This is a genomic window from Nocardia vulneris, assembly GCF_001613425.1.
GTDB lineage: Bacteria > Actinomycetota > Actinomycetes > Mycobacteriales > Mycobacteriaceae > Nocardia > Nocardia vulneris.
On sequence record NZ_BDCI01000036.1, the window covers coordinates 87140 to 102966 of the forward strand.

14 protein-coding genes are annotated in these 15827 nt (G+C 67.2%); 12 read left to right on the top strand and 2 right to left on the bottom strand.

The genetic code is table 11. The features are described 5' to 3' along the window. Positions 1-136 precede the first annotated feature (136 nt). From NVU01S_RS32280 to NVU01S_RS32325, 10 genes are all read left to right on the top strand, one after another. Positions 137-1387, top strand: a complete 1251-nt coding sequence (locus tag NVU01S_RS32280) for an extracellular solute-binding protein (RefSeq protein ID WP_043668362.1) — start codon at positions 137-139, stop codon at positions 1385-1387. 1 nt (position 1388) lies between these two features. After that, complete coding sequence (locus NVU01S_RS32285; protein ID WP_014988665.1) at positions 1389-2270, top strand: carbohydrate ABC transporter permease; 882 nt, start codon at positions 1389-1391, stop codon at positions 2268-2270. Continuing rightward, the gene (locus NVU01S_RS32290; RefSeq protein ID WP_043668365.1) at positions 2267-3178 is read left to right on the top strand and encodes a carbohydrate ABC transporter permease; all 912 of its coding nucleotides are present in this window, start codon (positions 2267-2269) and stop codon (positions 3176-3178) included. The genes NVU01S_RS32285 and NVU01S_RS32290 overlap by 4 nt, the downstream gene beginning before the upstream one ends. 143 nt (positions 3179-3321) lie before the next feature. Continuing rightward, the gene (locus NVU01S_RS32295) at positions 3322-4713 is read left to right on the top strand and encodes a lipase family protein (protein WP_082031979.1); all 1392 of its coding nucleotides are present in this window, start codon (positions 3322-3324) and stop codon (positions 4711-4713) included. Between the two features lie 65 nt (positions 4714-4778). Then, positions 4779-5432 carry a TetR/AcrR family transcriptional regulator gene (locus NVU01S_RS32300; protein WP_043668368.1) on the top strand — a complete coding sequence of 218 codons (654 nt, stop codon included), beginning with the start codon at positions 4779-4781 and terminating at the stop codon, positions 5430-5432. A 138-nt stretch (positions 5433-5570) separates the two neighbouring features. After that, positions 5571-7211 (top strand): AMP-binding protein, encoded by a 1641-nt coding sequence (locus NVU01S_RS32305; RefSeq protein ID WP_052280451.1) that lies wholly within the window; start codon positions 5571-5573, stop codon positions 7209-7211. A gap of 43 nt (positions 7212-7254) precedes the next feature. Beyond that, positions 7255-9339, top strand: a complete 2085-nt coding sequence (locus NVU01S_RS32310; protein ID WP_167829366.1) for a CocE/NonD family hydrolase — start codon at positions 7255-7257, stop codon at positions 9337-9339. A 247-nt stretch (positions 9340-9586) separates the two neighbouring features. Next, entirely contained in the window at positions 9587-10378 is a 792-nt protein-coding gene (locus NVU01S_RS32315) for a DeoR/GlpR family DNA-binding transcription regulator (RefSeq protein WP_014988659.1), read from the top strand. 167 nt (positions 10379-10545) lie between these two features. Continuing rightward, positions 10546-12087, top strand: coding sequence for a cytochrome P450 (locus tag NVU01S_RS32320; protein ID WP_043668373.1), 1542 nt, complete (start codon positions 10546-10548; stop codon positions 12085-12087). Between the two features lie 8 nt (positions 12088-12095). Next, a complete protein-coding gene (locus NVU01S_RS32325) occupies positions 12096-12830 on the top strand; it encodes a TetR/AcrR family transcriptional regulator (protein WP_052280452.1) in 735 nt (244 codons plus the stop codon). An 85-nt stretch (positions 12831-12915) separates the two neighbouring features. Here NVU01S_RS32325 and arsM read toward each other — a convergent pair whose 3' ends face one another. Continuing rightward, positions 12916-13716, bottom strand: a complete 801-nt coding sequence (gene arsM / locus NVU01S_RS32330; protein ID WP_043668376.1) for an arsenite methyltransferase — start codon at positions 13714-13716, stop codon at positions 12916-12918. A gap of 114 nt (positions 13717-13830) precedes the next feature. Here arsM and NVU01S_RS32335 point away from each other — a divergent pair, with 114 nt between their 5' ends. Together NVU01S_RS32335 and NVU01S_RS32340 are read left to right on the top strand one after the other, a co-directional pair. Next, complete coding sequence (locus NVU01S_RS32335) at positions 13831-14202, top strand: ArsR/SmtB family transcription factor (protein ID WP_043668379.1); 372 nt, start codon at positions 13831-13833, stop codon at positions 14200-14202. Positions 14203-14447: 245 nt separating this feature from the next. Next, positions 14448-15140, top strand: coding sequence for a chitinase (locus NVU01S_RS32340; RefSeq protein WP_052280453.1), 693 nt, complete (start codon positions 14448-14450; stop codon positions 15138-15140). Here the strand turns inward: NVU01S_RS32340 and pnuC are convergent. After that, positions 15131-15817, bottom strand: coding sequence for a nicotinamide riboside transporter PnuC (gene pnuC, locus NVU01S_RS32345; protein ID WP_043668566.1), 687 nt, complete (start codon positions 15815-15817; stop codon positions 15131-15133). The genes NVU01S_RS32340 and pnuC overlap by 10 nt on opposite strands. Positions 15818-15827 lie beyond the last annotated feature (10 nt).

Below are 15827 nucleotides of genomic sequence, written 5' to 3' on the forward strand. Positions count from 1 at the left end.
CGTTCATGTCAACTTAACGAGCGAATCGGTCACATATGATCAAGATGGGGTCTAGATTGAGTGTCGGGTCGATCAGGTCGATCCCATCATCGGCTGTCCAGTGGCGCCGGATGTGCAAATTTGAAAGGTTCTACTCGTGAAAAGACCACTCCACGGCGTGCTCGCGGGGGTCGCGATGGTCACCGGCCTGGCGCTGGCGATCTCGTCCTGTGGGTTCGGCTCGAAAGATTCCGCCGACTCCGACACCACGATCAACTTCTTAGCTCCGGCCTACAGCGATGGGGCCAACGGTACGAAGGCGCTGTGGGACGGCATCATCGCGGACTTCCAGAAGCAGAATCCCGATATCAAGGTGAATCTGCAGATGGAGTCCTGGAACTCGATCAACGACGTGGTGCGCACCAAGTTGCAGTCGGAGTCGACCACGCCGGACATCCTGAACATCGACGCGTACTCCAGTTTCGCCAGCGACGGCATGCTCTACCCCGCTTCCGAAATCGTCTCCCCGCAGGTACTTTCGGATATTCAGCCCGGTTTCGCGAAGAACGCCTCGCTCAACGGGACGCAGTACGCGCTGCCGCTGTTCGCCTCCACCCGCACGCTGTTCTACAACACCGACCTGTTCACCAAGGCGGGCATCGCCACGCCGCCCAAGACCTGGGCCGAACTGACCGACGCGGCCAAGAAGATCCAGGCCCTCGGCGGCGGGGTGTCCGGTTACGGTCTGCCGCTGGGCAGCGAGGAAGCACAGGGCGAGACCTCCATCTGGACCTTCGGCGCGGGCGGCACCTGGTCCGACGGTGACAAGGTCACCGTCGACACCCCGGCCAACCTCGAGGGCGTGCGCGCCATGCGCGAGATCGCCGATGCCGGTGTCACCCAGCCGAATCCGGGCGCGACCGACCGCAAGGACGTGATCAACGCGTTCATCCAGGGCAAGATCGGCATGATCGAGGGCCTGCCGCCGACCATCGGCCAGATCGCCTCGAAGAACCCGAGCCTGAAGTACGCGACCGCGCCGTCGCCGACCAAGTCCGGCACCCCCGTGACGCTCGGCGTGGCCGATCACCTGATGGCGTTCAAGAAGGACGGCAAGAAGGCGGCGAACATCAAGAAGTTCCTCGACTTCTTCTACGGCGCCGATGTCTACGCGAAGTTCGTCTCGACCGAAGGCTTCATCCCGATCACCAACACCGCGGCCGCCAAGCTCGCCTCGGACCCGGTGACCAAGGCGTTCGGCTCGACCCTCGCGGTGGCCCAGTTCTACCCGAGCAACAACCCGAAATGGGCTGCGGCGCAGGGCGCTATCCGGCAGCAGATGGGCACCATCGCGCAGGGCACCGACCCGGCCCAGGTGTTGCAGCGCATCCAGGAAGCCGCGAAGTAGCGTGCGGCGGAAAGGAACTCTGGCGGCGATACCGTGGATCGGACCCTCGCTGGTCCTGATCGCGGCTATCGTCGCCTTCCCCGCCTGCTACATGGTGTGGACCAGTACCAGGGATCTGAGCGCCTACGGTCAGGACCGCGGCGCGGCCGGTCTGGAGAACTTCCGCACCCTGTTCGGGATCTCCGAGCTCGGCTCGGTGCTGCTGCACACGGTGCTCTGGGTCGTCGCCGTCGTCCTGATCACGCTGGTGATCTCGGCGGGGCTGGCCCAGTTCCTGAGCAAGGACTTCCCCGGCCGCACCGCGGTGCGGATGGCGGTGCTGGTGCCGTGGGCCGCGTCCGTGGTGATGACGACGACGATCTTCTACTACATGCTCGATCCCGACGTCGGCATCGCGAACCGGTTCCTGGTCGATATCGGCCTGCTGGATCGCGGCTACGGCTTCACCAAGCAGCCGACGCCCGCGTTCCTGGTCGCGATCGGCGTGGCGGTGTTCGTCTCGATCCCGTTCACCACCTACACGATTCTGGCCGGGCTGCAGTCGATTCCGGCCGAGATCAGTGAGGCGGGCCGGGTCGACGGCGCGGGTGCGTGGCAGCGCTACCGGTATCTCATTCTGCCGCAGCTGCGTCCGGCGATCGCCGTCGCGACCATCATCAACATCATCAACTCGTTCAACTCGTTGCCGATCCTGCAGGTGATCACCGGCAGTATCGCGGGCTTCCAGGCGGACACCACAACCACGTTGATGTTCAAGCTGATTCGGCAGAACCAGCAGGTCGACACCGCCGCGGCGATGAGCGTGCTGAACTTCGTCCTGATCATCGTGATCATCGCGATCTACGTGAAGGTGATCCGGCCTACCCAGGAGGTGGACGGATGACCGCCGACGCCGACGTCACGCAGATCGAAAAGGTCACGGGCGCAATCGCGGTGGCCGAGCCGGCCGAGCGGCCCAAGGCCCGGGCGAAGCGGCGCCGGTGGGAACTGACCGCGGTCGGCGTGGTGATCGCGGCGCTGTTCCTGCTGCCGTTCATCGTGATGGTGCTCGGCTCGTTGAAGAATCGCGCCGAAATCCTGCGCATCCCACCGACCTACCTGCCCGAGTCGTGGCATCCGGACAACTACGCCACCATGTGGGACACGCCGGAGACGCCGCTGCCCTACAACATGATGAGCACCGTCATCATCTCGGTGTTCGCCACGGTGCTGGTGCTGCTGGTCGCCGTCCCGGCCGCGTATTACACGGCGCGGCACAAGTTTCCGGGTCGCGCGGTGTTCCTCGGCCTGGTGCTGGTGACCCAGATGTTGCAGCCGACGGTGCTGGTGACCGGTCTGATCCGGGAGTTCTTCGCGGTCGGCATCAACGACACCTTCCTGGCGATGATCCTGGTGAACGCCGCGTTCAACCTCTCGTTCGCGGTCTGGATCCTGCACAGCTTCTTCGCCGCCATACCCGTGGAGATCGAGGAGGCCGCGCAGCTGGACGGGCTGAGCCGCTGGCAGACCCTGGTCCGGGTGAGCCTGCCGCTGGTGTGGCCCGGCATCGTCACCGCGACGATCTTCGTCGTGGTCTCCTGCTGGAACGAATTCGCCGCCAGCCTGGTGGTGCTGACCACGCCGGAGAACCAGCCGCTCTCGGTCGCGCTGACCAAGTTCGTCGGTCAGTACGACACGTCCTGGCAATACGTCTTCGCTATTTCCACCGTGGGTATCATCCCGGTCGTCATCCTGTTCGCGCTGATCGAAAAGCGCCTGGTGGCCGGTCTTACCGCGGGCAGCGTCAAGTAGTTCGACGCGGCGGGTGGTGCACTGGGCCACCCGCCGCTGTCGTGCCGTGAACCGCACCACTGTCTGAGTCTGGACTTCTGCCCTGTTATCTGAAAATATCTCTGACCAATATGGGTCATGGTTGGTAACGGGAAGGCACTTCGATGAGCGTGCGCAATGGTGGGCGCGTCGTCGCCCTCGGCGTCATCGCGCTGATGGCGGCATGGCTGGGTCTGGGCTCGGCGCAAGCGGTACCGGGGGAGCAGGTGCGGGTCGAGCCGGCCCCGGCGCTCACCCTGCCGCCCGAGCTGGACGACTTCTATCGACCGCCGGCCGGTGACGTGGCGGCCGCGCAGCCCGGCGAGATCCTGCGCGCGCGGGCGATCTATCCCGCGTTCATGGGCATCCTGCAGCTGAATGTCGATGCGTGGCAGCTGCTCTACCGCACCACGAACAGCCACGGCGCACCGATCGCGACGGTCACCACGGTCCTGAAACCGCGTGGCCCCGCCCCGGCCGGTGGCTCGAAGCTGCTGTCCTATCAGATCGCCGAGGACAGCGTCGCGCAGTACTGCGCGCCCTCGTACGTGGCCCAATCCGGCGCCATCCCGGTCGATTACGTGAACGCGGCGGAGACGCTGGTCCCGATCGCGGCGGGTCTCGGGCAGGGGTGGACGATCGCGATGCCCGACTATCAGGGTCCGAATTCGGCCTACGGCGCGTCCCGGATGAATGCCCAGGCGACACTCGACGGTATTCGCGCGGCGGAGAATTTCGCACCCGCGCAGTTGAGCGGGCCGGAAACCCCGGTCGCGCTGTGGGGTTACTCCGGCGGCACGATTCCCTCCGCGTTCGTGCCGGAGATCAAGGAAAGCTATGCGCCGGAACTCAATATCGTCGGCATTGCGGCCGGCGGTGTCGCGGCAGGTGACTATGCCGGGGTGGTGCGGCACAACAACGGCGGCGTCTATGCCGGGTTGATCTCGGCCGCGATCGTCGGCATCTCCACCGAATATCCGGAAATGCAACGGGTGATGCGGGAACGCGTCGATCTGCTCGGGCAATTCGTGATGGCGTCCAAGAAGGTGCTGTGCCATCCGCAGGGCGCCGCGCTGTTCCCCGGGTTCAACTATTTCGGCACGTTTCAGGGTGGAGATCCGTTGACGCTGCCCGAGATTCGGGAAGCCATTGCGGACAATTCTCTCGGCCAGCAGACGCCGACCGTGCCGATCTACTTCTATCACGCGCAGAACGACGAGCTCATTCCGATCGCGGGTACCGACGCGACCGTGCAGAAATACTGCGCGGAAGGCGCGCCCAGTGTGACCTATGTCCGGGAATTCGCGGCCGAGCACATCTCCGGCGTGCTGACGCATCTGCCCGGTGCGTTCTATTGGCTGAAGGATCGGCTCGACGGTGTGGCCGCGCCGCCGGGCTGCTCGATCACCAGTCCGGTGAGCACCATCCCCGAATCGCAGTTCGGTCAGGCCCTGTCGGAGATTCTGCCGCCCATGGCGCAGGCGCTCGTCGGCTACGCGATCGGCGCGCACAAGTAGGCCGCGACCGGCGCGGACCGGTGTCCGCGCCGGGATCACCGGCGGCGAACGGGTAGCATCGAACGGTGGCACGGCGGGAAGAGGACGCGAAGGACGGTCGCAGCTACGGCGGGCTGTCGCGGGAACAACGGGTGGCCCAACGGCAGACCCGATTGATCGATGCCGCCCTGGAATTATTCGGAACACAGGGTTACGCAGCCACTTCCATCGAGCGCCTCTGCGCGGTCGCGAACGTTTCCACGCGTAGTTTCTACGAGGATATGGGCAGCCGCGAGGCATTGCTGATCGCGCTGGTCAATCGGATCACCTCGCGGGCGGTGGAGCGAGCCTTGGAATCGCTGGCGAAAACCGAGAACGAACCGCTCTCGACCAGGGTGGTCGAGGGCTTCCGCGCTTATCTCGCGGTGACCTGTGCGGATCAGCGTTCGGCCCGGGTCTGCTATGTCGAAGTGGTCGGGGTGAGCCCGGCGGTGGAGGAATGGCGGACCGAACAGCGGCGGCTGCTGTCGGCATTGCTGGTCAGTGAGGCCGAACGCGGTGTCGAACGCGGCGAGGCCAAGCCGCGGCGCTTCGACCTTTTCGGGCTCGCGGTGATCGGCGCGGTGAACTCGCTGGCCCAGGAATTGGTGCACAGCACCAAGCCGGATTCGGTCGTCACGCTCGATGAAATCTGCGACGAGATCGCGTATCTCGTGCACGCGGGGCTCGTCTACACCTGAGTTGAATTCAGTGCAATCGACGCCTGAAATGCTTGCGGATTTCATCTGAAAAGATGTCTTGCCGAAACTGGCTGAATCTCCTACAGTCGATGCGAGCCCCTCGGTCGAGTGGCAGACAATTCTCTGGACGGAGTATTCATGTCCGCCATCGGCAATGCCGCACGAGCGCTGCTGGTCAATCTGCATTCGGTGGGTGTGTTGCAGCGCGCGGGGATGATCGATCTGCTGGCCCCGATCGGTGTGCTGCGCGCGTCGCGAGCGGTGCGGCAGTACGGCGGCATCGCCGGGCCGGTGCGGATGTCGGCCCGCCGGGAACCCGATCGGGTCGCGCTGATCGATGAACTGGGCCCGCTCACCTACCGGGAGCTGGAGGCGCGCAGCAACGCGCTGGCGCGCGGGTTCGCCGCGCTCGGTCTCGGGCCGGGCGACACGGTGGCGGCACTGAGCCGGGATCGGCGCGAGCTGGTGGACACCATGCTCGCGGCGGCCAAGATCGGCGCCGGGCTGGTGCTGCTGAACACCGGATTCGCCGGTCCGCAACTGGCCGACGTCGCGGCCCGCGAGGGCGTGAATGCCGTTGTCTACGATGCCGAATTCGCCGACCTGCTGGCGGTGCTGCCCCCCGAAGTGCGCCGGGTACTCGCGGTACACGAGGGGGCTGCGGCGGGGGTGGTGACGGTCGGCGACTTGATCGCGGCCAACGATGCCGCGGAATTGCCGCCACCGCCGCGCCAGGGCGGCTTCGTGCTGCTCACCGGTGGTACCACCGGCACGCCGAAGGGGGTACCGCGCCAGATCCGGTCCCCGCTCGCGGCGGCCGCGCTATTGGAGCGGATTCCGTTGCGCCGCAACCAAACCCTGGTGCTGGCCGCGCCGCTGTTCCACGGCACCGCGCTGAACCAGTTCATTCTCGCGTTGTCGCTGGCCTCGACGGTGGTGCTGCGCAGACGATTCGACGCGGCGGCCACACTGGCCGCCGTCGCCGACCAGCGGGCGCAGGTGCTGGTCCTGGTGCCGACCATGCTGCGCCGGCTGCTCGACCTCGGACCCGAAGTGCTGGCACGGTACGACACCAGCAGTCTGCGTATCGTTTTCAGCGCCGGCTCGGCCCTGCCCGCCGCGCTCGGTGACGCGGCCGCCGCGGCGTTCGGAGACGTGCTCTACAACTTCTACGGCTCGACCGAGGTGGGCGTCGCCGCCATCGCCACGCCCGCGGACTGGCGGGCGGCGTCCGGGACGGTGGGTAAACCGCCGACCGCGTGCACGGTCCGGCTCTACGATGAAGACGGCCGGATGGTCACCGAGCCGGGCCGGCGCGGCACCATCTACGTGCGGAGCATGCTGTCGTTCAGCGGCTACTCCGGCGGCGGCAACAAGGACATCGTCGACGGCCTGCTGTCCTCCGGCGATGTGGGGCACTGGGATTCGGGTGGACGGCTGTTCATCGACGGCCGCGACGACGACATGATCGTCTCCGGCGGCGAGAACGTCTTCCCCGGCGAGGTCGAAGAGTTGCTCTACGCGCATCCGGCGATCGCCGAGGCCGCCATCGTTGCCGTGCCCGACGACGAATTCGGCCAGCGGCTGGCGGCTTTCGTGGTGCGCCACCCCGAGCAGGAACTGGACGCGGACGCGGTCCGCTCGTACGTGAAGGCGAACCTGGCCCGGTTCAAGGTGCCGCGAGACGTCACGTTCGTCGACGAACTGCCGCGCACCAGCACCGGGAAGCTGCTGCGCAGAGACCTGGCCGGACCGGTGGTCCAGCCGAAACCGGCATGAGTGGGCGCTGATCCGCTCCGTATCCAGTAGGTGATCAATGAAGATGACCGTCCGACGGACCACCACGAATCTGCTCCGCCTCGCGGCCGCCGCGGGGGTGCTCGTCGCGTCCGCGACGCTGCCGTTGGCCGCGCCGCTCGCGCTCGCCGCCCCGCCGTCGGTCGCCGACTTCCCGAAAGCGAACGCCCGCACCGGATTACCCGACGGGTGGCAGCCGGGGCCGGAGCGATACGGCGTCGGTGAGCACAAGAACGTCGAACTGCCGATGGCCGACGGCGTCGTGCTGCGCGCCGACGTCCGCTACCCGACGGAGGCGTCGGGCGCGCCCGCGGCCGGGCCCTTCCCGATCGTGTTGACCCAGTCGGCCTATGGAAAGGACAGCGCCGGGTTCATGCGATTGCTGTCCTACGAGGGGCTCGGTCCGCTGCTGGAGCACGCGCTGCCGAGTGTCATCGACGTCGCGAAGCAGATCAGCGATGCCGCGGGCTATGGCGACTATTTCGTCAAACGGGGCTACATCAGCGTGGTCGTCGATATCCGCGGCACCGGCTCGTCCAACGGTCAGTGGAGCATCCTGCAACCGCAAGAGCGCGAAGACGCCAAGCGCGTGATCCAGTGGGCCGCAGGGCTGCCCGGCTCGACCGGTGAGGTCGGGCTGTGGGGACTGTCCTATCTCGGGATGAGCGAACTGTTCGCGGCCGGTGTGCTGGAACCGGATTCGCCGGTCAAGGCGATGTTCCCGCTGATGGCGGGCAATCACGCGTTCCAGGACCTGCTCGAGCACGACGGTTTCTACAACACCGCGTTCCTCGCCTCGATGCTGCAATTCCCGATCACCCTGCTGCCGCAGCTCGATCCGATCCTCGGGTTGTATCGCGAGCCCGGCAAGCTGGCCAGTGTCTTCGTCGATCACCTGCTCGCGCACTTCCGCGCAGAGGGCACCTGGCCGTCGGTGCTCAACGCGCTGGTCGACGGGGACCGGGCGTACAACGGCCCGTATTGGGAGGACCGGGCGATCGACAACGTACTGGATCGGATCGGGGCCAACGGGATCCCGACCTACCTGGTCGGCGGGCAGTACGACCTGCTGCAGGACGGTACGCCGCGGACCTTCGCCGGATTGCAGAACGCCTACGCGGGCCGCTCGCACCACGGCCCGATGCCCGCCGACGCGCCGTCCAGCGGTCGTTTCCAAATGCTCACCGGCCCTTGGTTCCACGTCCAACCGGGCGTGCAGCGCAACACGGACATCGATATGCACGCCATCCAACTGGCCTGGTTCGACCGGTGGTTGAAGGACGACCGCAACGGCATCGATGAGACCGCGACGCCGCTGCACGCGATCGATATCAACGGCAACGTGATCGAGAGCGCCACCTATCCGGTGCGCGAAACGCCCACCCAGCACCTCTATCTGGCGGAGGGTGGTCGTCTGACGTCGGAACACCCTGTGGCCCAGACGGGTTCGGACCGGGTGAACTTCACTCCGGTCAACGGCGGCACCCTCTGCAATGCCTCGTTCTCGCGCAACTTCTCCGGCGTCTACGAACTGCTGACCACGCTGGCCGGGATCGATGATCCGTGCGCGCAATTCCCCGCCCACCCGGATATCCCAGGGCTGCTGGACAATCCGCAGTACACGACCGAGCCGTTCACCGAGCCGACCGTGCTCGCCGGGCCGATCGGCGCCACGCTCTTCGCCACCTCGAACACGCCCGCCTCGGCGTTCAGCGTCACCGTGCAGGACATCGCGCCGGACGGCACCGTCTTCGCGCTCACCGACGGGCAACTGGCCGGGAACTTCCGGGCGCTGGACGAGGACCGCACCTGGCGGACCGCGGACGGCAGTGTGCTCGGCGCGTTCCACTCCGGTACCCGGGAGTCATTGCTGCCGGTGGTGCCGGGACAGGTGACCGAGTACAACGTGAAGGTGCGCCCGGCCTTCCACGTGTTCCAGCCCGGCCATCGGTTGCAGGTGACGATCGCCACCGGTGACGCACCGACGCACATCTTCAATCCGAAGGATTACCCGGCGCTGCTCGGCGGGGTGTACGACATCCAGCGCACCGAGCACGCCGCGTCCTTCCTCACGCTGCCGCTGGCAGGGGTGTCACAGCTGCGGCGCTGAGTAGTCGGTGCGGCGGGCGCGGGGTAGTCGGTGCGGGCGGGCGCGGGTAGTCGGTGCGGCGGGTGCAGGGTGATCGGTGCGGCGGGTGCAGGGTGATCGGTGCGGCGGGCGCAGGTGTTCGGTGCGGCGGGCGCAGAGTGATCGGCTTGGCATCGCCGCGCCTGAATCTCTACGGTCGGCGGGGTGCCTGTGATCAGATTGTCCGCGTGCCAAGTGAAACTGCAGGTCGCGTGCGAGGTGGTGTGAGATGACGGGACCGACCGACCGCCCGCAACGGTGGAACCGCCTGCTCGAACTGCTCGCCGAATCCGGGCGGCTCTCGGTGGAGGAGGCCGCCGAGCGACTCGGCGTGTCCTCGGCGACCGTGCGCCGCGACTTCACCGCGCTGGCCGAGCAACAGCTGGCCACCAGGACGCACGGCGGTGTGGTCGCGACCTCGGTGGCCTACGACCTGCCCGCGCGCTACCGCCAGACCGGCGGCGAGGCCAAACAGCGCATCGCCGAACACGCTGCGTCCCTGGTGGATCCGCGGGCGGTGATCGCGATGAACGGCGGCACCACGACCACCGCGGTGGCCCGGGCCCTGGCCGGGCGCACCGATCTGGGCATCACCGGTGACGAGCAGCTGACCATCGTCACCAACGCGCTCAATATCGCGGGGGAGATGGTGCTGCGCCCGCATATGCGCACGGTCGTGCTCGGCGGCGTCGCCCGCCGCGAGTCCTACGAACTGCACGGGCCCCTCGCCGAACGTGCGCTCGCCGAACTGCGGCTGGACGAGCTCATCCTCGGAGTCAACGCGATCTCCGCCGAGGGCGGCGCCCAGTGCCGCCATATCGATGAGGCGGGCGTGACCACCGAGATGGTGCGCCGCTCCCGCCACGTCATGGTGGTCGCCACCGCGGACAAACTGGAACGCACCGCGCTGGCCCGGATCTGCAGCATCGAACAGGTGCAGGTGCTGGTCACCGATACCGACGCCGATCCGATGGCGGTCGCGGCGATCCGCTCGGCGGGAGTGCGCGTCGACGTGGTGTGACTCATCTCGGATCCCCTGACGGACAGCCCGGTGCGCCCTTCGTGCCGGGCTGTTCGTCTGCCCGGGAGCGCGGTGTGCGATTGTGGCCGATGCCCGTTGACTGGGTCGCTGTGTCTCACTACTGTGAGTGGGACAGCACGTCCCATGTGAGTGGCAGGGAGCCCGCTATGGCCGATGTCGAGACCGTCGATTCCGTCGCAGACAAGACGTTGCACCCGCCACGCTGGGCGCCGACCTTCATCCGGTGGCACCGCACGCGGATCGGCTGGCGCGAGTCGATCAAGCTGTCGCTGGGCATCCTGCCGCGGGTGCGCGACCATACGGTGCTCGACTACGTGACCGCGTTTCCGGGCGAAGACGATGTGATCGTCGCGCGGGTGCCCTTCAAGAAGTTCGTCGTGGTGCGCAGCCCGGAACTGGCTCGCCATGTCCTGGTGTCGAACCAGAGCAACTACACCAAGAGCCCCGACTACGACATGCTCGCGGTGGCGTTCGGCCGCGGACTGGTCACCGACCTGAACGACGCACTGTGGCAACGGAATCGACGGCTGGTGCAGCCGATCTTCGCCAAGCGCAACGTCGATGGCTTCGCGCCGGTGATGGTCGAGGCCGCGGCCGACGCGGTGGCCCGGATCCGGGGGCTGGCGCAGGGCGACGGCATCGTCGACGTCAACGCCGAAATGAACCGGCTCACTTTGGATATCACGTCGCGCACGATGTTCGGCACCGATATCACCGGGCCGATGTCGGAGGTCACGCTGTACCGGTTGCTGCGGTTCTTCGGCCGCGGCTTCATGACCAACGCCAGCTATCCGATCCATTCCGTCGGGACCTGGCTGCACCGGCACGGCAGGCACCGCAACGAGGCCGGGAACTCGCGGCTGCCGATGCGCATCATGCGGGCGGCGGGCTGGGTGATCGAGCCGCGCAGCATGCGCGATCTGCGCCACGCCGAGCAGGTCGTGGACGGTTTGATCGCCGACCACCGCAACGGCCGGATCGACCGCAAAGACAACCTGCTGGCCGCGCTGATCGACGCCGCCGATCCGGAAACCGGCTACAAGTATTCCGATCAGGAGATCCACGACGAGCTGATGACGTTCATCGGCGCGGGCATGGAGACCACCGCGACCGCCCTGAGCTGGGTGTGGCAGTTGCTGTCCGAACATCCCGAGGCCAGGGCCCGGCTGCGCGACGAGGTCACCGCGGTGCTGGGCGGCCGCCCGGCGACCGCCGCCGACCTGGACCGGCTGCCGTGGACCCAGGCCGTCGTCGCCGAGACCATGCGGCTGCTGCCGCCCGTCGTCGGCCTGGCGCGCACCGCGAAAGAGCAGGATGTGCTCGGCGGCTACCTGATCAAGCCCGGTACCACGGTGATCACCCTGATCCACGGCGCGCACCACAGCACCCGGGTGTGGGACCGGCCGGACGAATTCGACCCGAGCCGGTACCTGCCGGAAAACGTGGAGCGCGAACACAAACGGGCGACCATGCCGTTCGGCGCGGGCAAACGGATGTGTGTCGCTTCGGGTTTCGCGAATATGGAGGCCGCGCTGGTGGTCGCCACCTTCGCCCAGCACCTGGAGTTCGACGCGGTATCGGATACCCGGATCCGGCGCCAGATCTCGTTCACCGGCGGGCCCGACGGGCCGCTGCCCATGCGTCCGCGGTTCCTGCCGGAACTGGAGCGGGCGGACACCGCCGTATAGTCGGACTGGTGAAACCGCCCGCCAGCATGCGTACCCATCGCAGGCGCGGGGGCGGACAGCGCTGGCGGGAGCACAACTCGAATCGCCAGGCGCAGATCCTCGAGGCGGCCGTGGCGCTGATCGAGGACAACGATCCGCACGTCGAGGTCTCCATCCAGCAGATCGCCGAGCGCGCCGGGCTGGCCCGCTCGGTGGTCTACCGGCAGTTCGACAACCGGGACGATCTGGACTCCCGGGTGCGCGAGTACATCCTCGAGAAGTACGTGGCCGAGGTCGAGGCGGTGCTCGTGCTCGACCCGGCCAAGACGCTCGAGCAGATCATCTTCGAGGCGATGCGGACCGTGGTGCACTGGGCGGCGGCGCATCCGAAGCTGTATCAGTACGGCCAGAGCGGTTCCGTGCACGGGCACGCCGCGGGCGAGACCAGCCTCACCATCGGCAGGCACCGGGTCGCGGAAACGCTGTGGGAGAAGTTCGCCGCGGGCAGCGCGCTGCTCGGCATCGAGGTCGCCGAGTATCGGCCGGTGGTGTACGGGGTGGTCGGGCTGGTCGAGGGCATCGTCACCCAGTACATCGGCACGCCGGCCGCCGAACGCCCCGACCAGGAGACCATCGCCCGGCTGCTCACCGCGTCGGCCTGGCACCTCTACGCGGGCCACGCCGCCGACCGCGGCTACCGCTTCGAGCGCACCGCCACCATCTCCGACACCTTCGCGGTCATCCTCGCCGCCGGCGCGGACTGAAACCAGCCGCACCCCTTCTGTTTTCCCGCACCCGTAACACGCTGCGAAAACGGGTGCGCGAAGTTGGAAAGGGTGCGACTGCGGCTCACTGGCAGCAGGTCGACGCGCAGCACGACGCCGCGGCGGGCTCGGTCGCCGGCTTGACGGCCTTGATGATCGCCGAATGCATGCCGTCGGCCACCTCGTGGGTGGCGGTCAGCTCGATCTCGGTGAATCCTGCCGCGGCCAAGTGGTTTCGGTATTCGGTGAAGGACAGTGCGCCCGCGATGCAGCCGACATAGTCGCCACGTTCGGCCCGCTGCGCGGCGCTCAGCTCGTCCGCTGCCACGACATCGGCGATGCCGATGCGTCCGCCCGCGGTGAGCACCCGCGCCATCTCGGCGAACACCGCGGGCTTGTCGACCGACAGGTTGATCACGCAGTTGGAGATCACCACGTCGATGCTGTCGGCGGGCAAGGGGATCGCCTCGATATGTCCCTTCAGGAATTCCACGTTCGACACTTCGGCCTGCGCGGCGTTCGCCAGCGCGAGCGCCAGCATCTCCTCGGTCATGTCCAGGCCGTAGGCCTTGCCGGTAGGGCCGACCCGGCGGGCGGAGAGCAGCACGTCGATGCCGCCGCCGGAACCCAGATCCAGCACCCGTTCGCCGGCACGGAGTTCGGCGACCGCGGTCGGGTTGCCGCAGCCGAGCGAGGCGGCCGCGGCCTGAACGGGGAGCTGGTCCCGGTCGGTCGCGCCGTACAGGCTCGCACCGAAGTGCTGGTCGACGGCGATCGGGTCGGCGCCGCAACAGTCCTCGGCCGTCCCGCCGGTGGTCACCGTCTGTGCGGCCTGGGCGTAGCGGGCGCGCACGGTCTCCCGGAGTTCCTCGCGCTGATCGGTCATGACATCACTTCCTGACTGGTCGGGCCCGACCGAGAACAGGCCTTCGACCGGGTTGTATCGATAACTATCGATACAACATTGCGCCCTTGGATAGATATCTGTCAATATAGATGTGTGTCGAAACAGGATCTGCCGGTGTACGCCCCCGCCGATTGCTGCGCCGCGCTGACCTCGCCGCTGAGTCAGGAGACCGCGGGCGAGCTGGCCGGCGCGTTCAAAGCGCTGGCCGACCCGGTCCGGCTGCGCCTGCTCTCCCTGATCGCGACCCGGGCGGGCGAGGAGGTCTGCGTCTGCGAACTCACGCCGCAGTTCGACCTGTCCCAGCCCACCATCTCCCACCACTTGAAGGTGCTGCGCGCAGCGGGCCTGATCGATTGCGAACGCCGGGGCACCTGGGTGTACTACTGGGTGATTCCCACAGCGCTACAGCGACTTTCCGCGGTCTTGCGCCCCGCCGGCGACGCCCGGGTACCGGCCCGCCCGTAGCCGAACCCGCCCCGAACAACCCGAGCCCGGCTCGCTGATCGACGCGCCCAGATCGAGCCGAACGGTGTGCAGCGCGGTCGTCACCTCCAGAGGTTCGTCAGTACCTACCGGCGCCGCGCCGATTCATCGGCGTGCGCAGATGCGATTTCGCAACCATGTCACTGACGCTCAGCGGGCCCAGAGTTCGGCAGGATCACGAAGCGGGACGGGTGAATGCTCGATCATCCTTGTGACGGAGGCGACCTGTGCGGCAGCGGTTGGCAATTCTGGTCGGCATAGTGTGCGTGCTCGGGTCGTTCGCGCCGCTTGCGGCGGCACCCGCGGCGGCCGCGGCGCAGTGCCTGGTCACCAGCGACGAGTTCGCGGCGGCGGTGACGAAAGCCGGTGACTATCCGGCGCCGACGGCGGAGCAATACAACAGCATGTGCGCGCACCTGCCCAGCGGTGCGATCACGAGCCGGGAAACCTTCGCCCAGTTTCTGGCGCAGGTGATCTTCGAATCGGACGGGCTACGCAACAGGCGCGAATACCGCTGCGTCGCAGACAATTGCGCCGACGATTACAAGAACCCCGAGACCGATGTGCCGGGGCAGTACTACTATCCCCGCGGCTATCTGCCGATCACCGGTTCGCCGATGTACTCGGCGGCTTCGAAAGCGCTCTTCGGCGACAATCGTTTGGTCGAAGACGCCGATTCGGTGGCCAGAGACGAGGACATCGCCTGGCAGACGGCATTCTGGTTCTGGAAGACGCAGGTCACGACGGCCGACGGGTACGGCACGGCTTTCGGCGTCTCCACCAAGGTCCTCAATGGCGGCATCGAGTGTGTTCGGCCGGACGGCAGCCATGCCGCACGGCAGCGCTACGAGATCTACGGCCTGGTCAGGTCGGCCCTCGAACTTCCGGGCCCGGGCGACGAGCGGGGCTGCTACAACTGAGCCGATGGCACCGGTACGGCGGCCGGGGTGGTGGGGCGCATGCTGCGCATCCAGACGACGAAACCCCAGGCGACGAAGCCCGCGTAGATGAAGTACAGGGTGGCCGAGGGGTAGTAGCCCGCCTTCACCAGCAGCGGGATGCCGACGATGTCGACGGCGATCCAGATCAGCCAGAACTCGGCGAGACCGCGGGCCATGCCGTAGGTGGCCAGCACCGACCCGGTGAAGATCCAGGCCTCCGCCCACGGACCGTAGGAGCCGATCGCGGCGAACAGTTGCGCGAACGCGGCGGTGCCGACGAGCATCGCCACCACCAGGACCAAGCGTTCCCGGTTGCTCGCCCAGCGTGGATCGACGCCGCGGTGCTCCAGCCCGGTCTCGATCTTGGCGTGCCGATACCAGCTCCACCAGCCGTACACGCTGACCGCGATGAACATCAGCTGCCGCCCGGCCTGCCCCGCCATGTTCAGGTGCTGCGGAGTGTTGAAGACCCCACCGACGAACACGGTGAACAGCAGCGTGTTGCCCGCGATGCCGATCGGCCACGCCCATACCCGCCGACGCATCCCGCCGATCGCGGAGGCGAGGCCGAAGCCGTTGCCGATCACTTCGCGCCAGAGGATCTCCGAGCCGGCGATGTGCAGCTTGGCGTCGAGCAACGTGAGGAGCGGGTTCACCTGTCGTACA

Excerpts from the sequence above, each read along its gene's own strand:
- NVU01S_RS32305 (WP_052280451.1), top strand. The coding sequence starts at position 5,571 with ATGTCCGCCATCGGCAATGCCGCACGAGCGCTGCTGGTCAATCTGCAT.
- NVU01S_RS32295 (WP_082031979.1), top strand. The coding sequence starts at position 3,322 with ATGAGCGTGCGCAATGGTGGGCGCGTCGTCGCCCTCGGCGTCATCGCG.
- NVU01S_RS32290 (WP_043668365.1), top strand. The coding sequence starts at position 2,267 with ATGACCGCCGACGCCGACGTCACGCAGATCGAAAAGGTCACGGGCGCA.
- arsM (WP_043668376.1), bottom strand. The coding sequence starts at position 13,716 with ATGACCGATCAGCGCGAGGAACTCCGGGAGACCGTGCGCGCCCGCTAC.
- NVU01S_RS32320 (WP_043668373.1), top strand. The coding sequence starts at position 10,546 with ATGGCCGATGTCGAGACCGTCGATTCCGTCGCAGACAAGACGTTGCAC.
- NVU01S_RS32310 (WP_167829366.1), top strand. The coding sequence starts at position 7,255 with ATGACCGTCCGACGGACCACCACGAATCTGCTCCGCCTCGCGGCCGCC.
- NVU01S_RS32315 (WP_014988659.1), top strand. The coding sequence starts at position 9,587 with ATGACGGGACCGACCGACCGCCCGCAACGGTGGAACCGCCTGCTCGAA.